The organism is Dechloromonas aromatica RCB (assembly GCF_000012425.1).
Genome location: NC_007298.1, coordinates 1,956,587 through 1,975,225 on the forward strand (window position 1 = coordinate 1,956,587; position 18,639 = coordinate 1,975,225).

General features: G+C 61.7%; 16 protein-coding genes. 6 read left to right on the forward strand and 10 right to left on the reverse strand.

Going from position 1 to position 18,639, the window contains the following annotated elements; translation table 11 throughout:
* Positions 1 to 196: 196 nt before the first annotated feature.
* From rhlE1 to DARO_RS09420, 7 genes are all read right to left on the reverse strand, one after another.
* Complete coding sequence (rhlE1, locus tag DARO_RS09390; protein WP_011287570.1) at positions 197 to 1,540, reverse strand: RNA helicase RhlE1; 1,344 nt, start codon at positions 1,538 to 1,540, stop codon at positions 197 to 199.
* A gap of 66 nt (positions 1,541 to 1,606) precedes the next feature.
* Positions 1,607 to 1,960 (reverse strand): DsrE family protein, encoded by a 354-nt coding sequence (locus DARO_RS09395; RefSeq protein WP_011287571.1) that lies wholly within the window; start codon positions 1,958 to 1,960, stop codon positions 1,607 to 1,609.
* A 35-nt stretch (positions 1,961 to 1,995) separates the two neighbouring features.
* On the reverse strand, positions 1,996 to 3,744 hold the full coding sequence (locus DARO_RS09400) for an ATP-binding protein (RefSeq protein ID WP_011287572.1): 1,749 nt from the start codon (positions 3,742 to 3,744) through the stop codon (positions 1,996 to 1,998).
* Between the two features lie 57 nt (positions 3,745 to 3,801).
* Positions 3,802 to 4,890, reverse strand: a complete 1,089-nt coding sequence (gene trmA, locus DARO_RS09405; RefSeq protein ID WP_011287573.1) for a tRNA (uridine(54)-C5)-methyltransferase TrmA — start codon at positions 4,888 to 4,890, stop codon at positions 3,802 to 3,804.
* A gap of 88 nt (positions 4,891 to 4,978) precedes the next feature.
* Positions 4,979 to 6,535 (reverse strand): phosphonate ABC transporter, permease protein PhnE, encoded by a 1,557-nt coding sequence (gene phnE / locus DARO_RS23290; RefSeq protein ID WP_011287574.1) that lies wholly within the window; start codon positions 6,533 to 6,535, stop codon positions 4,979 to 4,981.
* Positions 6,526 to 7,353, reverse strand: coding sequence for a phosphonate ABC transporter ATP-binding protein (locus DARO_RS09415; protein WP_011287575.1), 828 nt, complete (start codon positions 7,351 to 7,353; stop codon positions 6,526 to 6,528). Before DARO_RS09415 ends, phnE begins: the two co-directional genes overlap by 10 nt.
* 7 nt (positions 7,354 to 7,360) lie before the next feature.
* Positions 7,361 to 8,242, reverse strand: a complete 882-nt coding sequence (locus DARO_RS09420; RefSeq protein WP_011287576.1) for a putative selenate ABC transporter substrate-binding protein — start codon at positions 8,240 to 8,242, stop codon at positions 7,361 to 7,363.
* Positions 8,243 to 8,531: 289 nt separating this feature from the next.
* On the opposite strand from DARO_RS09420, the gene DARO_RS09425 reads away from it, so the two are divergent.
* Positions 8,532 to 9,890: a sigma-54-dependent transcriptional regulator gene (locus DARO_RS09425; protein WP_041224308.1), complete on the forward strand. Its 1,359-nt coding sequence runs from the start codon at positions 8,532 to 8,534 to the stop codon at positions 9,888 to 9,890.
* Positions 9,869 to 11,893, forward strand: a complete 2,025-nt coding sequence (locus tag DARO_RS09430; protein ID WP_011287578.1) for a cache domain-containing protein — start codon at positions 9,869 to 9,871, stop codon at positions 11,891 to 11,893. The genes DARO_RS09425 and DARO_RS09430 overlap by 22 nt, the downstream gene beginning before the upstream one ends.
* Positions 11,894 to 11,916: 23 nt before the next feature.
* Here the strand turns inward: DARO_RS09430 and DARO_RS09435 are convergent, their stop codons facing one another.
* From DARO_RS09435 to DARO_RS09445, 3 genes are all read right to left on the reverse strand, one after another.
* Positions 11,917 to 12,399: a nitrous oxide reductase accessory protein NosL gene (locus DARO_RS09435; RefSeq protein WP_011287579.1), complete on the reverse strand. Its 483-nt coding sequence runs from the start codon at positions 12,397 to 12,399 to the stop codon at positions 11,917 to 11,919.
* On the reverse strand, positions 12,399 to 13,004 hold the full coding sequence (locus tag DARO_RS09440; protein ID WP_011287580.1) for a nitrous oxide reductase accessory protein NosL: 606 nt from the start codon (positions 13,002 to 13,004) through the stop codon (positions 12,399 to 12,401). Before DARO_RS09440 ends, DARO_RS09435 begins: the two co-directional genes overlap by 1 nt.
* 79 nt (positions 13,005 to 13,083) lie before the next feature.
* Positions 13,084 to 13,785: a sulfite exporter TauE/SafE family protein gene (locus tag DARO_RS09445; RefSeq protein ID WP_011287581.1), complete on the reverse strand. Its 702-nt coding sequence runs from the start codon at positions 13,783 to 13,785 to the stop codon at positions 13,084 to 13,086.
* Positions 13,786 to 14,114: 329 nt separating this feature from the next.
* Here DARO_RS09445 and DARO_RS09450 point away from each other — a divergent pair, with 329 nt between their 5' ends.
* The 4 genes from DARO_RS09450 (at position 14,115) to DARO_RS09465 (ending at position 18,616) form a co-directional block, all read left to right on the forward strand.
* Positions 14,115 to 14,612: an RNA polymerase sigma factor gene (locus DARO_RS09450; protein WP_011287582.1), complete on the forward strand. Its 498-nt coding sequence runs from the start codon at positions 14,115 to 14,117 to the stop codon at positions 14,610 to 14,612.
* Positions 14,609 to 15,529 (forward strand): FecR domain-containing protein, encoded by a 921-nt coding sequence (locus DARO_RS09455; RefSeq protein ID WP_011287583.1) that lies wholly within the window; start codon positions 14,609 to 14,611, stop codon positions 15,527 to 15,529. Before DARO_RS09450 ends, DARO_RS09455 begins: the two co-directional genes overlap by 4 nt.
* An 83-nt stretch (positions 15,530 to 15,612) precedes the next feature.
* Positions 15,613 to 17,976 carry a TonB-dependent receptor gene (locus DARO_RS09460; protein ID WP_011287584.1) on the forward strand — a complete coding sequence of 788 codons (2,364 nt, stop codon included), beginning with the start codon at positions 15,613 to 15,615 and terminating at the stop codon, positions 17,974 to 17,976.
* A 73-nt stretch (positions 17,977 to 18,049) separates the two neighbouring features.
* Complete coding sequence (locus DARO_RS09465) at positions 18,050 to 18,616, forward strand: nitrous oxide reductase accessory protein NosL (protein WP_011287585.1); 567 nt, start codon at positions 18,050 to 18,052, stop codon at positions 18,614 to 18,616.
* Positions 18,617 to 18,639 lie beyond the last annotated feature (23 nt).

The following is an 18,639-nucleotide window of genomic DNA, read 5'->3' on the forward strand; positions in this document are numbered from 1 at the left end:
GTCGTTGAACATTGGGAAATTGCGAGTTCAGTCCTTGCTGGATAGGTGGGACATTTTGTCCATTTGGTGACTGACCGGGACAAATTGTCCCGGTTTTGTCTTGCGGGTCCAGTGTGCTGAGTGCGCCTTCTGGCGGGCGTTTTGCGGAAATATTCGTATCGTCGTTGGTGCTACCTGGCCGTTTGTTATAGCCAGTTCAGCGGCCGCGTGCCTTGCCTGCTTTCGGGCTGCCTTTGGCCGCTGATCGCGGTCCTCCGGTGCTGCGAGCGCCACTGCGCTTTCCGCCACCTTCATCGAAGCCGACCCAGTTGCCCGGGACGCCCTTACCGCCCCGGCCGCCGGCGACCTTGGGCTTTTTCGGTTTCTTGGCCGCGATGGCGCTGGCACCCGTCAGTGGCACGCGATGATCCGGCTCGAAGCCGGGTTCTTCCTCGCGGCTCAAGGTCTGCTTGATCAGCGTCTCGATGGCAGCGAGCAGGGGGGCTTCGTCGGCGCAGACCAGCGAGATGGCCTGGCCGGTGGCGCCGGCCCGGCCGGTACGGCCGATGCGGTGAATGTAGTCTTCGGCGACGATGGGCAGGTCGTAATTGACCACCTGCGGCAAGTCGTCGATGTCCAGGCCGCGGGCGGCGACGTCGGTGGCGACCAGGATCTGCACTTCGCCGGCCTTGAAACTTTCCAGCGCGCGCAGGCGGGCCGGTTGTGGCTTGTCGCCGTGGATGGCATCGGCCTTGATCTTCTTGGCGAGCAGGGTGGCCACCAGCTCATCAACACCGCGCCGGGTCTTGACGAAGACCAGCACCTGACCCCACTTGCGGTCCTTGCGCATGAACAGGAACAGTTCGGTCTTGCGTTTCTTGTCGACGGGCACGACCCATTGCTTGATCGCCTTGACGGTACTGTTGCGCGGCGCGACTTCGATGGACAGGGGGTCGCGCAGGCGGCCCTTGGCCAGGCTGCGGATTTCGTCGGAGAAAGTGGCCGAGAAGAGCAGGGTCTGGCGCTTCCTGGGCAGGGCGGCGAACAGCGTGTCGAGTTCATGGGCGAAGCCAAGGTCGAGCATGCGGTCGGCCTCGTCGAGGACCAGCGTCTGTACCTGCTTGAACTTGATGGCGTTCTGGGTGAACAGATCGATCAGCCTGCCTGGCGTGGCGACCAGCACATCGACACCACGGCGCAGGCGCATCATCTGCGGGTTGATGCTGACGCCGCCGTAGGCCGCATAGGTGCTGACGGCCAGATGTTCGCCGTACTGGCGGAAACTGGCATGGACTTGCTCAGCCAATTCGCGGGTCGGTACCAGGACCAGCACGCGGATCGAATTGCTGGCGACCTTGTCTTCGCTTTCACTGAGGCGCTGCAGAATGGGCAGCGCGAAGCCGGCGGTCTTGCCAGTGCCAGTCTGCGCCGCGGCCATCAGGTCGCGCCCGGCGAGAACGGCAGGAATGGCCTGGGCCTGGATCGGTGTCGGTGTTTCGTAGCCGAGCGTTTCGAGGGCCTGGAGCAGTGGGGCGGCGAGGCCGAGCGAAGAGAAGGTCATGGCAGGCAGTAAAAAGCGGAAAGGCGGGAGTTTAACCCGCCGCCGCTTCGCTGCCTTGGTCAATGATCAGAAGGTGATGACCTTGTCTGCCCGCACCGTGTATTCCGCCAGTTCGATCAGGGTGCCGATACTGGTGCCGGGGATCAGCGGCAACTCGCCCAGACCACGGGCCAGCGCACAGGTCCGGCAGAGCTTGATCGTGACGCCGGCGGCAACCAGTTGTTCGACCATACCCTGCAGACCATTGCCCGCACCGTCCACCTGATTGGGCAGGCCGACGACAGTGGCATCGGACATCAGGAAAATGCTCAGTTCTGGCTTGTCGTCCCGACCAGCCAGCGCGGTTGCCAGACGCAGTGCGGACAGGCAACGTTCGCTGCCGTAGGGAGGGGCATGGATGATGATCAGGATGGATTGCACGGGAATCTCCGAAAGTGATGCGCAAAAGGAAAGGGCTACGACGTTGGCTTGCCGAGCAGGCGGTTGATGCTTGCAGACAGGTCAGCCATATTGACGGGTTTGGTCAGGAAATCATCCATACCGGCGGCAAGACAGTTCTGGCGATCTTCTTCGAAGGCGCCGGCAGTCAGGGCGACGATCGGCAGGCGCGGCTGGCCATTGGCCATTTCCCAGCGGCGAATCTGCGTTGTTGCTTCGAAACCGTCCATGACCGGCATCTGGCAATCCATCAAAATGAGGTTGGGGCGCATCCCCTGCGCAATGGCATCGACCGCTTCCTGGCCGTTGTCGACACTCTTGCTCTGGATGCCCATTTTGCCGAGCATGGCCTGGGCGACCTTGCGGTTGACCGGGTTGTCCTCGACGATCAGGACAAGCCCTGCCAACGTCGGCGCCTCGGCTGGAACCTCGATGCTGGTCGTGCGTGCCGTCTTGCGGCTGTCGACATTGGCAGTCTGTTGAATCGCCTGAACCCGGAACCAGAAACGCGATCCCTTGCCAGGTTCGCTTTCGACACCGGCATCGCCACCCATCAGCTTGGCCAGGTTGTGGACGATGGATAGTCCCAGCCCGCTGCCGCCATACTCACGGGTCGTCGAGCTGTCGGCCTGGGAGAATGGCCTGAACAACAGGGTGAGTTTCTCCGGTGGAATGCCGATGCCGCTGTCGGTGACGGAAAATTCCAGCAGGCTGGCGTCTGCCATGGGCTCGATCTCGCGACCTTCAATGCGGACGAAGCCGCTGCCGGTAAATTTGATCGAATTGTTGATCAGGTTGGCGAGCATCTGGCGCAGGCGCATCGGGTCGGCCAGATAACGCTGGTCGATGGGGCCATGCCAAACTGCCTCGATCACGAGCCCTTTGGCTTTTGCCGATTCGGCAAACAGCGTGGCAGCTTCGTCGACGATTTGCCGGGGGGAGAAAACGGCCGGCGTCAGTTCCAGCTTGCCGGCTTCGATCTTGGAGAAGTCGAGGATGTCGTTGAGCAGTGCCAGCAGGCTCTGGCCGGAGTTGAGTATCGTCCTCGCGTGATCGTGCTGTTCCTGCTCTGTTAGCCTGGAAACCAGCATCAGCTGCGCCATGCCGAGAATGCCGTTCATCGGCGTTCGGATTTCGTGCGACATGGTGGTCAGGAAGCGGCTCTTGGCTTGATTCTCGGCCTCGGCGATTTCCTTGGCCCGTAGGGCTTCTTCTTCGGACTGCTTGCGTTCGCGTTCCTTTTCCTTGAACGATTCGTAGTTTTCAAAAATGAAGAACAAGGCGATCAGGTACACGCAGGTCGTGGCGATATCCAGCGTTGAGTAGCCGGTCGCGAAAAGGCCCGAGGCATGGACGGCGACGATGGCCAGAATGATGCCGCTCAGCCACAGGCGGCCAATTTTCCGGCCCTTGAGAAAGAAGCCCGAGGCGGCGAGCAGGAAAAACAGCGACAGGCGCATCGTGTTGTTCGTCGCCAGCAGGTAGATGGCCAGAAAAAGAACGAACGAAAGCGACAGCGACAAGGTGCTGACGATTTCGACCTTTTGCGGGTTACGCCGCAGGTAGAGCAGCAGTCCGAAGTTGAAGCCGGCGAAGCCAAAATCGACGAATCCCATGGCGACGCTGGTTTGCCAGCGGACAAACCCCATCACGAAGGCGACTAGCCCGGCCAGCAGGAATACGCTGTAGAGAAAGCCGATCTTGGCCGTCGACTCTTCGTCCAAGGGAACATCCCGGTCGATGGGCTGTGGCGGAGCGGGCATCATGGTCTGTTCTGCTTAAGTCAATCAGTCAGCGCTGGAAAGGGATGCTGGATCGTACTGCTATCGCCGGGTCAGCAACAGCCCGCATTCCAGATGGTGTGTGTAGGGGAACTGGTCGAACACGGCTGAAGCTTTGATTTCGTGGGTGTCCTGCAGCGCGATGACATTCTCCCGCAGGGTTTCCTGGTTGCAGGAAATGTACAGGATACGGTCGAAACCACGGGCGAGTTCGAGTGTGACGGCATCCAGCCCACTGCGTGGCGGATCGACGAACAAGGTGGCGTGGCGGAAGGGCTCGAGATCGATATCCTTCAGCCGCTGGAATTCTTCGCGGCCAGCCAGGGCATTACTGAATTCTTCGCTCGACATGCGAACCAGCGCGACGTTTTCGACCTGATTGGCGGCCAGGTTGTACTGGGCGGCATGGACCGACGATTTGCTGACTTCGGTGGCCAGTACGCGCTCGAACAGCGGCGACAGCGCGATAGTGAAATTGCCGTTGCCGCAGTAAAGCTCCACCAGGTTGCCGCCAAACCCGGCGGCTTGCTGGCAGGCCCAGCCCAGCATCTGGCGATTGACCCCGCCGTTGGGCTGGGTGAAGCTGCCTTCGACCTGCTTGTAACGGAGCTGCCGGCCGTTCAGTTCGAAGCCTTCGAGCACCCAGTCGCGGTCGAGGACGATTTTCTGACCCCGGCTGCGGCCGATCAGGCCGATGCCGAGTTCGGCCGCCATTTCACGGGCCGCAGCTTCCCAAGCCTCGTCGAGTTGGCGGTGGTAGATCAAGGTGACCAGCATTTCGCCGCTCAGCGTGGCCAGGAAATCGGCCTGGAACAGCCGGCGGCGCAGGCTCTCGTTGCCCCGGAGCTTGTCGCGCAGGCGCGGCATCAGGTGGCAAATCGATTCGGCAGCCGGCGGGAAGGTTTCGAGGGTGATCGGTTGTTTGGGATCGGCCGGATCGAACATCGCGTAGTTGAGATCATCGCCCTCGTGCCAGATGCGGAACTCGGCGCGCATCCGGTAATGCAGCGGCGCGGAGGCATGTATGGCCGTATTTGCAACGCCGAAGGGAGCGAAGTTTTGCTCGAAATGGGCGACCTTGGTCGCAAGCTGGGTCGGGTAGTCGGCGGGATCGTAGGTCGGGAGCGGCATGGTCTTGGAGCAGGAGCAGGTTAGGGCGCCGGGTGGCGGTCGCGGCAAGGGGCGAAATATACGCCGGTCTGCCGGGTGGGGCGAGCGGTCAGCGCATCCGCTGGCGCAGCCAGGCGCTGGCCTGATCGACGGCAATCGATAGCAACAGCATGGCCATGATCACGGTCGAGGCTTGCGCATGATGGAACAGCGAAAGCTCGAAATAGAGCAGCTGGCCAAGGCCGCCGGCGCCGACAAAGCCAAGGATGGCGGCCATCCGGATATTCATTTCCCAGCGGTACAGCGTATAGGCGATCAGCTGCGGTGCCGCGCCGGGCAGCGTGCCGTAAAGGAAGGCGAAGCCGCCCGGTGCGCCGGCCAGGCGCAGCGCCTTGCCGGGTGTGGGCGGCGCATTGTCGAGCGCTTCGGCGTAGAGGCGGCCAAGCACGCCGGCCGTATGCAGGGCCAGCGCCAGCGCACCGGCAAAGGGGCCGAGGCCGACGGCGAGGGCGGTGATGGTTGCCCAGACCAGCTCCGGCACCGAGCGCAGTGAGTTGAGGATGAAGCTGAACGGGGCGCGCCATTTCGGCAGCGCCAACAGCAGGCCGGCGATGGCCGCCAGCAGCGTGCCAACGACCGAGATGGCCAGTGTTTCCCAGATGCCCTTGGCGACCTTGGCCAGCCACTCTGCGGAAAGGTCGGGCGGGAAGAAACCGGCGATGAATTCGCCGATGGAATGGGCTGCTTCGGCTGAAAAAAGTTCGCCAAAGCCGATGTCGAGCAGTTGGAAGCTGGCAACGATTGAAGCGAACAGCGTGACGAGCAGGCCAATGCTGCGCCAGCCGAAAGGGGAGGCATGATTCGCTGGCGGCATCTCGAGCGCCCGGCGCAGCCAGCCTGACAGGCCGTCGGCCGAGAAGACGAGCCCCATGAAGGTGAGCAGGATGGTTGCCGCTTCGCCGCCATTGAGCATCTTCATGGCCTGATCCATCAACTGGCCGAGGCCGCCGGCACCGACGAAGCCCATGACCACCGAGGCACGGATGGCGCACTCCCAGCGATAGACCGTGTAGGACGCGAGTTCCTTCGAGGCCTGCGGAATCAGGCCGTAGAGAATGGCCAGCGGCCGGCTGGCACCGCTGTGGCGCAGCGCCAGGGCCGGGGCAGCATCGACCGATTCGAGGATTTCGGCATAAACCTTGGCCAGCATGCCGCCGTAGGTCAGCCCCAGCGCCAGCACGCCGGCCGCCGGGCCAAGACCAAAGACGCGGACGAAAACAAGCGCCCAGACCAGTTCGGGAATGCCGCGCAGGATGGTCAGCAGGCTGCGGGTGATCGGGGTGAGGGTTGGTTTTTCACGGCCGGCGCCAGTGGCGAGATAACCCATCGGCACGGCAATCAGGAAGGCGAGTGCCATGCCGGCGGTGGCGATGGCCAGTGTTTCCAGCGTCGCCTTGGCGAGATAGCCAAGAAATTCGGCACCGGTTTCCGGTGGCAGGAAGGCCGTAAGAAAGTTGCCGATGACCGTCAGGTTGCCGCTTTCGAACAGGGCGCCCGGCTTGACCTCGGCGGCCTGGAATAATGGACAGAGGATGACGAGCGTTGCCAGTGCGCCGATCAGGCGGCCACGAGCAGCAGGGTCGCGGTCGGCTGGATTCAGCAGCATTTCGCCCGCGTCGCTGCATCATTGGCAGGTACTTGCGACAGGAAATGCGGTTCGTGCGCCTGGATGGGCAGTTGCTCGCCTTCGCTGGCGTACAGCTCATGCAGCATTGGCACGGTAACTCGCTCGCTGGGCAGATCAAAGGCGATACGGCCGGCCTTGACGCCGACGATGCGCGGGAAGTTGCCGAGCGCCAGGTCGACGGCGTGCAGACTGGCGACCAGCGTCGCGCCACGGGCCTCGGCATCGGCCGTCAGCAGGCGGATGGTGGCCAGCGCCAGCGCCGGGTCGAGGGCGGAAACCGGTTCGTCGGCAAGGATCAGTTCCGGCTGCTGGTAAAGCACGCGGGCGATGCCGACACGCTGCAACTGTCCGCCGGAGAGTTCGTCGCAGCGGGCGAAGAGTTTGTCGGCCAGATCGACACGTTCGAGCGCGGCACGGGCGCCGGGGATATCGAGCGGATAAACCAGCGAGGCCAAGGATTTCCAGGCTGGCCACTGGCCAAGCTTGCCAGCCAGAACGGCCGTCACGACGCGTTGCCGGCCGGGAATCGGTGGTGATTGGTGGACGGTGCCGATACGGGCGCGTAATGCCTTGATTGCTGAGGGGCCCCAGAAATTCTGATCACAATCGAAAACTTCCGCCAGGCCATTAGTCGGCTCCAGCGCTGTACCGAGCACCGATAGTAGTGAGGTCTTGCCAGCGCCGGACGGGCCGATCAGGGCGATGCGCTCGCCTTTCTCCGCCAGCAGCGTGATGCCTTTCAGCGCGGCAAAACCGTTGGCGTGGGTCAAGCCCACGCCGTTCAGCCTGAAACTCATGCCCGATTTACTTCAGCAAGCCGGCCGAATGGGCGGCCTTTTCGATACCGTCGTAGTTTTCCTTCTTGGTCGGAATGAACTTGGCAGCACGTTGCAGGGCGAGGATTTCCTTGTGTTCCGGGTTGGCCGGGTCGAGCTTCAGGAAGGCGTCGGTCAGTTTCTTGATGATGACCGGATCGAGGTCGCCGCGGACCGTCCAGTTGTAGTCGAAGTAGGGTGGGGTGGTGGCGAAGACGCGGACCTTGTCGGTATCGACCTTCTTGGCCTCGACCATCTTGTCCCAGACCGAGGTGTTCAATACGCCGGCTTCAGCCTTGCCTGCCGCGACGAAGGCAACGGTGGCGTCATGGGCGCCGGAGAAGGCGACGTTCTTGAAGTCCTTTTCCGGATTCAGGCCGGCTTGCTGCAGGAAGAAGCGAGGCATCAGGCTGCCCGAGGTCGATGACGGGGCGCCGAAAGCGAAGGTCTTGCCCTTGAGGTCGGCCAGCGACTTGATGCTCGGGTCGGCGGTGATGAACTTGGACGTGAACTTGGCATCCTCCTCGCGCTGGGCGATGGGGATGGCCGTGCCGTTGGTGCGGATCTTGGCTTGCACGAAGGTGAAGCCGCCGAGCCAGGCGAGGTCGATCTTCTTCGTGGCCAGCGATTCGACCACAGCAGCGTAGTCGGATACCGGCGTGAAGATGACCTTCATGCCGGTCTGCGCTTCGAGGTATTTGCCAAGCGGGGCGAACTTGCGTTGCAGTTCGGTGGGGGCTTCGTCCGGAATGGCCGAGACGCGCAGGACTGCGTCGGAAGCGAGGGCCGGCAGGGCGGCAGAAACGGATGCAGCGAAAGCGCAGGCAACCGCGCCCTTGAGCGCCGCGCGGCGCAGGGAAGAAAAGCTCATGTTGTACTCCGATTTTTCCAGCAACCGCCGCCGTGCGGATGTCACGGCAGCTTACAAGGCGCCGAGGCGCCAACCATTCGATGCGGTACATAGACCGCAGGCGGCATGATAGCCGTTTCTGTCGTTAGCAAAAGCAGGGCCAGCGCCAGAAAGACGAATTCAATGGATCGAGGCGGCATGCCAGCTGGGAAATGCGTCATTTTGTCCCGGGGCGCATGGACAAATTGTCCGGCGCACTCGTCGGTAATGCATGCGAAAATTGTCGTTGAAAACAGTGATTGGCGGAGACATGGAAGAAAGCTTGGTCGGCGAACGCGAGGCGCCTTGGCGGCAGTATTCGGTACTGATTGTTGATGATGAACCGGGGATGCTCAGTTTCCTGCAGCGGGCCTTGAGTTCGCGCTGTGGCCTGGTTGATTGCGCCGACGCGGTCGAAGCCGCGCGGCCCATGTTGAGTCGCAACCGTTACGACCTGATCGTGCTCGACATTGCTTTGCACGGTTGTTCCGGCATCGACTGGCTACACGAGCTGCGCCAGGATGGTTACGCCGGTGACGTCGTGTTGATGACCGCTTATGCCGATCTCGATACGGCGATCGACGCCCTGCGGGCCGGTGCCGCCGATCTGCTGCAAAAACCCTTCTCGCTGGCGCTGGCCCTGAATGCCATCCAGCGTTGCTTCGAACGCTCGTCGCTGGCGCGCGAAAATTTTGTGCTGCGCCGTGAAGTCAGCACGCATGCGGTCGATATCGAAGGGGTGGTCGGGCAGTCCGACCTGATGATCAAGGTCTGCGAGCGCCTGAAGCGCATTGCGCCGACGCCGGCGACCGTTTTGCTCAGCGGCGAATCCGGTACGGGCAAGGAAGTGGCTGCCCGTGCCTTGCACCGCATGAGCCAGCGGGCTGCCGGACCTTTTGTGCCTGTCAATTGTGCCGCCATTTCCGCCGAGTTGATCGAGTCCGAGCTATTCGGTCACATCAAAGGTGCTTATACCGGGGCGCAGCAAAACCGCGAAGGCCTGTTCTATTACGCCCGGGGCGGCACGCTCTTCCTGGACGAAATTTCCGAATTACCATCCGCCGCCCAGGCCAAGCTGCTGCGCGTGCTGGAAGAGCGCCGGATCAGGCCGGTCGGCTCGGAGCAGGAAGTGGCGGTCGATGTCAGGGTGATCGCGGCCACCAACCGCGATCTGAAAACCGAGGTGGCCGCCCAGCGCTTTCGACAGGATCTATACTACCGACTGCAGGTGCTGGAGGTCACGCTGCCGCCGTTACGCGAGCGGCCAGAGGATATTCCGCTGCTGGTCGAGCATTTCATGGCCCAGCTCACGCCCAACCTTGGTGTGCCGCCGCTCGGCCTCGATCCACGCACGCTGGCGCGAATGGCCGATTACGACTGGCCGGGCAATGTCCGTGAATTACGCAATCTGGTCGAGCGTTCGCTGATTCTCGGCTGGTTCGACATCGGGCCGGAACCGGAAATGGGCATCAACGTTACAGTGGGAAGCGACGAAACGCTGGAGGCCGTTGAAAAACGCCACATTCTTGCCGTGCTGGCGGCCTGTGAAGGCAATAAGTCGGAAGCCAGCCGGCGCCTCGGCATTTCCCGCAAGACGATGGACCGCAAGTGCCAGGCCTGGGGTCTCTGACCACGCCTGACCGGCGTTCCATTCGCACGCGCCTGCTTTTGCTGGCGCTGGTGCCGCTCGGCGTGGTGCTGCCGCTGATCATGCTGGCGCTGGCCTACTGGGGCGGCAACTATTTCGACCAGCTGCTGGTGACCAAGGTGCGCAGCGACCTCTCCGTCGCCCACGGCTATTTCGAGCGGGTGGCGGAAGGGGTTGGCCGTTCGGTCACCAGCCTGGCCGATTCTGAACGGCTGGCGCGGGCGCTTGGCCGGGGAAAAAAGAGCAATGCGGAGAACAACGCGGCCAATGTGGCTAAATTGCTTGGTTCGACCCAGCTTGAGCAAAAGCTTGATTTCCTTCATTTTCTGGACATCGAACGCGGCAAACAGGAGGCCCGCCTGTGGCCGGTGATCGCCGCTGCGCTGGGAGGCAAGGCGGGGACTGAAACCGAGGTGTTTTCCAGCGAACAGCTGGGTTCGATCAATCCGGCGCTGGCGGCGCGTGCCAAAACGCCATTGCTGGCCACCGCCAATGCCCGGCCGGATGGTCGGGAGCTTGAAACGCGCGGTCTGGTGGTCCATTCGGCCGCGCCGGTCTACGGCTCGAATGGCCGGCTGATCGGCGTTCTGGAGGGCGGTGTGCTGCTCAACAAGAACCTCGATTTCATTGATCAGATGAATGCCATCGTCTATCCGGAAGGCGCCTTGCCCTTCGGCAGCGCCGGCACGGCGACCCTGTTTCTCGACGATGTCCGGGTTGCCACCAACGTCCGGCTGTTTGGCGATACTAGGGCAATCGGGACGCGAGTCTCGGCCGTGGTGCACGATACGGTCATCGGTCAGGGACGCACCTGGCTCGACCGCGCCTTCGTTGTCAGCGACTGGTATGTCTCGGCCTATGAACCCTTGCTCGATGGCCGGCAGCGACGGATCGGCATGCTCTATGTCGGCTTTCTCGAAGGCCCGTTCATGACGGCCCGCATGCAGGCCTTTGCTGCGGTGGCCGGATTGTTCATTCTTGCCATGCTGGTTGCCGGCACCTTTGCCGTGGTTTCGGCCCGCCGGGTTTTCAAGCCGATCGAGCGCATGCACGCAACGATGCATGCCATCGAACACGGCAACCCGGATGCGCGAGTTGGCATTGTGGAAAGTCAGGATGAGCTCGGCGTGGTTGCCGCCCATTTCGACCGCCTGCTCGACCAGTTGCAGGCTCAGGCCGATTCGCTGAAACGCTGGGGGGCGTCGCTCGATGCCAAGGTGGCGGAGCGCACGGCTGAACTCCAGCAGGCGGTCGCCGATCTGAAGGCCGCCCAATCGCAACTGGTGATGAACGAAAAGCTGGCGGCCATCGGCCAACTGACGGCCGGGGTTGCTCACGAGATCAACAATCCGATTGCCGTTATCCAGGGCAACCTCGATGTGCTGCGCGATGTGCTCGGACCGCAGGCCGAGCCAGTGGCACAGGAGATCAAGCTGATCCACGACCAGGTGCAGCGGGTCCGCCTGATTGTCGCCAAACTGCTCCAGTTTGCCCGGCCGCAGGATTATGTCGGCTATCTCGAACCGGTCGAGACCGGCCAACTGATCCAGGATTGTCTGCTGCTGGTGCGCCACTTGCTGAACAAGGGCGATATCGCCATTGAGCAGCATATTGATTCGACGCGGCAGATCCTCTGCAACAAGAACGAGTTGCAGCAAGTGATCATCAACCTGTTCGTCAATGCCATCCAGGCCATGCCCGAGGGCGGGGTGCTAAAAATTGCCGTCGAGGACTGGGACCAAGCTGACATGCCGCTCGGCATTCGCCTGGTGGTTAGCGATTCCGGTCCGGGGATCAGCGAGGCCGATCTGGCACAGCTGTTCAAACCCTTCTTCACCGCCAAGAAGCCGGGCGGCAATGGCCTGGGCTTGTGGGTCAGCCAGGCGCTGGTCGAGCGATATGGTGGGAAAATCAGTGCTGAAAGCGGACCCGAGCGTGGGGCCAGTTTTACCGTCTGGCTGCGCTTGGAGCCACAGGGGTTGTAGCGCTCCCCGCGGAAGCTCAAGGCTTATTCGAAACGACCGCTGTCCAGTCCGTTCGCCATGCCGGCCGTGATCCGTTCGAAGGGCAGGATTTTCCTGCCCTTGTGATCCTTCAAGAAGTCATCCGCATCAGCCTTGTTGGCGAGCGGCACAAACTCATGCCCCATCGGGCCGAGCACGTCTGAGCCACTGACGAAATAGGCCGTGCGCGCATCGATGCGCTCGAGGTTGTAGAAATCGGTGACGTAGATGCCGGTAATGTTTTCCTTGTTGTGGCCGGGGGCGAACTTGTTCAGGTCATTGAGAAACTTGAACATGTCCTTGGCGCCGTCGAAAAAATGAGCATGGCCATCCTTCCAGGTTACGACAGCCACCCAGTTCGGGTATTTGGAGACCAGCATGCCGCAGACCGGGCATAGATCCTTGGCGCCAGGTTTGGGCGAGCTTTGGGCAAAGGCAAGGCTGACGCAGAGCGCCAGCCCGAGACCGAGAAGCGTGCGGCGCTGCATTAGCCCTTCTTCATTTCTGCAGCACGCTTGCGCCGCTCTTCGCGCATCTTGCGGATCATGGCGACATCGGACGCCATATCGACGTAGGACTCACGCAGCGCGTCGTTGAAGTTGCCCAGCGTGCCGCCATGCTTGGCCTGAAATTCCTTGGCGGTGCTCGGCGAGGCAAAGGAATGCTTGCTGCGCCGGGTCATCGCATGCTTGAGGTCGGCGCCGATCAGGTAAACCATGCTGTCGACCGGCGTCAGCGGGCGCGGTTCGAGGGGGGAGCCGTAATCGGGCCCCCAGATGTTCTTCGGTTCGCGATCGATGTTGACGCCAAGGCTGAGTGACAGGCAGTGGATGGAGCAGGTGCCGTCGGTCAGGTCATCGGCGTACTGGACCAGCATCCGGGTGCGGTGATGTTCCTTGCGATCCATGCCGCAATACGGGCACTTCGGATATTTCTCGAATTCGTTTTCCAGCGGCTTGGCATCGGCTGGTTTTTTGGGAATGAACTGGTTCGGCGTGCTGTCGGTGGTGCAGGCGGTATTGGCTGCGGCTTGGGTCGAGACGGAGGCGATGCCCGCCAGGGCGGAAATCTTGAGCAGGTCACGGCGTTTCATGTTGTTCTCCCTATCGCTATTTTTGGCCGTGAAATATTAGCGCTCAGTGATGTGCCCGGCCTGCGACATAGTGTCGCACTCAGCCCAGCAGGTTGCGCATGATCGCGTAATAGCGGACCCCCTGCCAGAGCGTCGATATGCCCAGGGCAATGACGAACAGCGCGGCACCTTTCAACAACCAGCCGCGCAGCTTCGGCCCCAACTTGCCGAACAAGAAGGAGGCGGAGAGCATCGAGGGCAGGGTGCCGGCGCCGAAGGCCAGCATCAGCAGGCCGCCTTCCAGCACCGACGGTGCGGTGGTGGCCTTGACGGCCATCGCCATGGTCATCGAGCAGGGCATCAGGCCGTTGATCGCGCCACCAATCAGTGCGCCAACGACCGGGCCTTTCTGCACAGCCAGCGTGAACTGCTTGCGCAGCCAGGCGATGGGTGCGAAGCCCAGGCGGTTGCGGAGGGGGGAAACACCGAGCAGATCCAGGCCGAGCAGGATGACGACGAACCCGGCAACGATTTGCAGCACGCCCTGTAATTTGCCGAACTGGCCAGTCGACACCAGTACCGCACCGATCGCAGCGGCAATCAGCCCGACCACGGTATAAATCCCGACCCGTGCCCCGTGATAAGCCAGATAGGGCCATACCCCCTTGGCGCCGAGCTTCATGAAAAAACCGGACACCAGCCCGCCGCACATGCCCAGGCAATGTCCGCTACCGAGCAGGCCGGTCATGAAGGCAAGCCAGTACGAAAATTCGGCAATGGCGTGGTGGTGGCTATGGTCCATGGAGTCCGGTGGGAGAGTCGAAAGGCGGGTCCGGGCAGTCTAGCAAATACCGGGAGGTCCGCCTTGATCTGGATGCGACTTGGCCATTTCTCGCCCGGATCAGCCAAAAAAATCCCCGCTGGGGGCGGGGGCAAAGGGAGAATGCCCATTTGCAGCGGGCGGTTTCTAGAACGCTTGGGGATCATAGAGTATTTGTTATGCATATGGTATGCGTCATGGTGTCGCATGCAGCCTGGTGGGCAGGGCAGCCTGCGGCAATTGGCCGCACGCCTGAGCATGGGAAAGCCTCTAGAATCGGCGCCAATTCATCTGCCAGCCAAGCCCCTCGCATGTCATCCGCCATTACGACCCTCTACATCGAGCATATCGGTGAACTGCGTCGTTTTCTGGTGCGCCGGCTGGCTTGCATCGAAGTGGCTGCCGAGCTGGCACATGAAACCTTCGTTCGCTATCTGGTGGCTGTGCCAACTGCCCCGGTTGCCAATCAGCGTGCCTTTCTGTTCCGCATCGCCGGCAATCTGGCCATCGACTACCTGCGGTCGCATCGATTATCGACGCCGCAGACCGTCGATCTGGAGAGTTGCAGCGATTTGCCCTCAGATGAGCCGGGCCCCGAGCGCTATGCCATCGCCCGCCAGCAACTCGATTGTCTGCGCCGGGCCATTGATGAACTGCCCGCCAAGTGCCGGGAAGTGTTTGTTCGTCACAAGTTCGATGGCATCTCGCAAAAAGCACTGGCGAGCGAATATGGCGTCACGGTGAACGCGATCGAAAAACACCTGGTTCGGGCGCTGGTTTTCTTGCGTTTCAGGGTCATGCCGGCGTGAAGACGGACAGTCTGGAAACGGAGGTCAAACACCGCATTGCGGAGGAGGCGGCAGGCTGGTTTCTTCGCCTGCGGGAATCCGGCCACGAAGAGGGGGCGCACGGCGATTTTCAGCAATGGCTGAATGCCAACGAGATCCATCGGCATGAATACCTGACCATCCAGCGCTTGTGGGGCGGGCTCGACAACCTGCGCCACCGTAACCGGCGCCGGCGCACAACGTCGGTTCTGACTGCGCTGCTCCTGATCTCGCTGGCGACTGTGGCCGGCTTCCACGCCATGCTCAGCAGTGAAGGGCGGATCGAAACGAAGGTGGCGGAGACTCGCCAGCAAGTGCTCGACGACGGCACGATTGCCGAACTCGATGCCGATAGCCAATTGTTGATCGACTATTCGCCCTGGCGTCGGCTGGTGGTCGTGCTGCATGGCCAGGTACAGTTCAAGGTCGCGGCCGGCCTGCGTCCTTTCGAAGTCAGGGCGGCCGGCGCGACGGTGCGCGATATCGGTACCACTTTCAACCTATATGTCCGCCACGATTCTGCCCGGATTTCGGTTCAGGAGGGGATCGTCGAGGTGACGCTGGATGCTGGCGGCAAGGCTCGGCGCGTGAATGCGGGTCAGCAACTGGACTATCTTGCCGCCGACCGTGCCTTGCCATGGCCCAAAGTGGCCGATGCCGTTCCCCCCTGGCGGGAGGGGCGCTGGGTTTTTGAGGCAACGCCGCTTGACGAAGTGATTGAGGAAATCAATCGCCACCATGCTCGTCCGGCCGTGCTGGCCGATCCGCGTCTGGGCAGCTATCGGGTCAGCGGCGTGTTCGAACAGGTCGACCGGAAAGGGCTGCTGCAAGCCCTGGTTGCTGTCTTGCCGCTGCGCCTCGAGGAGCGGAGCGAAGAGACCTTGATCCGCCAGCGCTGAATTTTTTTGCGGGTCGATGTCAGGGTTCCCCGAAATTTTTCGTCTTAAGCAGAGATACCAACGAAAAAACAGGGGAACACGCAATGCCAAGACCGCTTCACCTCGCGCTGCTCGTATCGGCTATCTGGGCCGGCAGCGCTTTCGCCCAGAGCAAATCATTCGACCTGCCGGCACAAGGGCTGGGCAGTGCCCTGACCGCGCTGGCCAAACAGGGCGGCATCCAGATTCTCTTCGATGCCGATGCGCTCAAGGGCAAGCAGGCCTCGATGCTACGCGGCAGCTATTCAGCTGACGAAGCACTCGGCAAGCTGCTATCGGGGAGCGGTTTTCAGGCCGTGTCGACCGGCAAGGCAACCTACGCCATCCAGAAGCGGCCGCCAGCAGAAGGGGCACCCAATGTGCTGGGCGAGGTTACGGTAACCGCGACGCCGGAACGCAGCTACAAGGCGGACAAGGTCAGCGTGGCCGGGAAGATGCCGCTCACACTGCGCGAGATTCCCAACTCCGTTTCCGTTCTGACCCGGGAGCAGATGGACGATCAGAACATGGTTACCGTCTGGGATGCGATGTCGCAGATGCCCGGGGTTCAGGCCATCGCCAACGATATTTCGCAGGGGCAGTACCACTCGCGAGGGGCGGCGCTCGACGTTCAATTCGACGGCGCGCCCTCGACCTTGCCCTTGTCGGGCTACCAGCAGTTTGACTTGGCCATGTATGAACGCATCGAGGTGTTGCGCGGTCCTTCGGGTTTCGTCCAGGGCTCGGGGGCAATTTCCGGAACGGTCAATTTCGTCCGCAAGCGCGCTGAGAAAGAATTCGCCAGCCGTTTTCTGGCCTCGACGGGGTCATGGAACAACAATCGCCTGGAGGCGGATGTGACCGGCGGCCTGGCGCAGGATGGCCGCCTGCGCGGCCGGGCCGTTTTCTCCTACGTCGATCGCGACTATGTCTTCAATCGTGTTCATACCGAGAAATGGCTGGCATTCGGTACGCTGGATTACGACATCACGCCGTCCACAACGGCGAATATTTATGTTGCCCACCAGCAGGACAACTCGTCGGCTTTCAGCGGCTTGCCGGCTTATACCAACGGACGCTTCCTCAATGTCGACCGCTCCTTCAACCCCTATCCGGACTGGGGGCGCATGGAGTGGAATACGACCGATCTCGGGGCCGACCTGACGCACAAGTTCGACAGCGGCTGGACCGTGACTGGCCGTGTGCTGCGCCGCAAGCAAACCCAGTTCTTCAAGGATGCCTATCCGGCCGATGGCGTGAACCCGGCAAACAGCGTGATTTCCAGCTATATCCGTCGCGAGTTCGACTACGAATACGACATGGATAACGTGGATGTCTATGCCGCCGGTCCGTTCCAACTGTTTGGCCGGCGCCATAACCTGATGCTGGGGGCCAATTACTCCAACTTCTTCAGCCACGGCGTGGGCGCCAATGCATCCTCCCCGGGCAGCAGCTATCTTCGCGTCAATAACATCCTGTTGTCCGACCCGCCGGTGGTCGTCGAGCCCAACGTCATCTACACAACGGGCAGCGAAAATGAAACGACGCAATCCGGTTTCTACGGCCAGTTGCGTCTCAGCGTCGTCGATCCGCTCACCGTCGTTCTCGGTGGCCGCTTGTCCGATTACAACTACAAGTCGCGCACCATTTCCCCCAACCCGACGCCGACCAACTGGGCGCAAGGCGGGCGTGAAACCGGCCAATTTACGCCGTATGCGGGCTTGCTCTACGACGTGAATAAGTACCTGACGCTCTACGCCAGCTACTCGGATATCTTCGCGCCGCAGACCAGCAAACAGGTCGATAACACCGTTCTGGAACCCCGGGTCGGGCGGCAGTACGAAGTGGGCGCCAAGACGGAGCTGGTCGATGGCAAGTTGGCGGTCAACCTCGGCGTGTTCAATATCCGGGACAAGAATCGCGCCTTTGCCGATGCCAACAATCCCGGCTACTACATTGCGGCCGGAGAACTCGAAAGCAAGGGCTGGGAGGTCGAGGTGGTCGGGCGGCCGGCGCAAGGCTGGGATATTTCGGGCAGCTACACGCGCCTCGATACCGAGTTCCTGAAGGATTCCACGCGCCAGGGGCAGCCGGTCAGTCTCTGGTACCCCAAGACGCAATTCAAATTGTGGAACAAGTACCGCTTTGGCCAGGGCGAACTGGAAGGGCTGAGTCTCGGCTTCGGCCTCCGCGGGGCCTCCCAGTCGGCCAGCGGAACGGCCACTTCGACGGTCGCTGCGCGGGAACAGAACTTCTATGCCGTTTATGATGCCCAGATCGGCTACAACCTGAGTCGCGATGTGGCGGTCACGCTGTCGGCCAACAACATCTTCGACAAGACCTATTACACGCGCCTCGGTGGAACCAATACCTACAATTACTACGGCGACCCGCGAAACTTCGCGCTGACGCTGCGAGTGCGTTACTGAGTTCGGGATGGGTTGGCTGCCACAGCGTAGTCGGCCTATTTTCGTTACCTGGCAAATGATCGGAGAGCATTTCGTGAATCGACGTAAGCTGGTATTGCTGCTGCCGACCTTGATCGTCAGCAAACTTGTATTTGGTGCCGATGGGGTATCCGTGCCCTTGGGGGATTCGGCGCCGCTGACGGATGAGCTGGAAAAATATCCGCGCTGCGTCATCTGCAACATGGATCGCCGCAAGTTCCATTACGCACGGCACCTGCTGCATTACGGCGACGGGCAGGCCCAGGGGACGTGCTCGGTGCATTGTGCGGCGGAATGCATGCTGCGGGAACGGCGGCGTGGTTTCCTGACGATCTACGCCCCGGATTTCGGCGCGGCGAGCGATCCGAAGCCGCTCATTGAGGCCGCCGCTGCGACCTATCTGATCGGCAGCGATCTGCGTGGCGTGATGACGCCTGTCAGCAAGGTGTCGTTTGCCAGTCGGGAAGCCGCTTTGCTGGCGAAGCAAAGCTACGGCGGCGAATTAGCCAGTTTTGCCGTGGCCATCAGCGCTTCCTTTGAAGAAATGGCGGGCAGCGTTGTGCGCCGTTATGGCAACGACCGGGAGCGCCTGTTGCGCAAGGCGCAGCAGGCAGCCTCCTGAGGGGCAGAAGACCTGGGTCCTGA

Bases quoted from the DNA above. Each gene is read 5' to 3' on its own strand.
- DARO_RS09400 (WP_011287572.1), bottom strand. From the start codon at position 3,744: ATGATGCCCGCTCCGCCACAGCCCATCGACCGGGATGTTCCCTTGGAC.
- phnE (WP_011287574.1), bottom strand. From the start codon at position 6,535: ATGCTGCTGAATCCAGCCGACCGCGACCCTGCTGCTCGTGGCCGCCTG.
- DARO_RS09450 (WP_011287582.1), top strand. From the start codon at position 14,115: ATGTCATCCGCCATTACGACCCTCTACATCGAGCATATCGGTGAACTG.
- DARO_RS09415 (WP_011287575.1), bottom strand. From the start codon at position 7,353: ATGAGTTTCAGGCTGAACGGCGTGGGCTTGACCCACGCCAACGGTTTT.
- DARO_RS09445 (WP_011287581.1), bottom strand. From the start codon at position 13,785: ATGGACCATAGCCACCACCACGCCATTGCCGAATTTTCGTACTGGCTT.
- DARO_RS09440 (WP_011287580.1), bottom strand. From the start codon at position 13,004: ATGAAACGCCGTGACCTGCTCAAGATTTCCGCCCTGGCGGGCATCGCC.
- DARO_RS09425 (WP_041224308.1), top strand. From the start codon at position 8,532: ATGGAAGAAAGCTTGGTCGGCGAACGCGAGGCGCCTTGGCGGCAGTAT.
- DARO_RS09460 (WP_011287584.1), top strand. From the start codon at position 15,613: ATGCCAAGACCGCTTCACCTCGCGCTGCTCGTATCGGCTATCTGGGCC.
- trmA (WP_011287573.1), bottom strand. From the start codon at position 4,890: ATGCCGCTCCCGACCTACGATCCCGCCGACTACCCGACCCAGCTTGCG.
- DARO_RS09435 (WP_011287579.1), bottom strand. From the start codon at position 12,399: ATGCAGCGCCGCACGCTTCTCGGTCTCGGGCTGGCGCTCTGCGTCAGC.
- rhlE1 (WP_011287570.1), bottom strand. From the start codon at position 1,540: ATGACCTTCTCTTCGCTCGGCCTCGCCGCCCCACTGCTCCAGGCCCTC.
- DARO_RS09420 (WP_011287576.1), bottom strand. From the start codon at position 8,242: ATGAGCTTTTCTTCCCTGCGCCGCGCGGCGCTCAAGGGCGCGGTTGCC.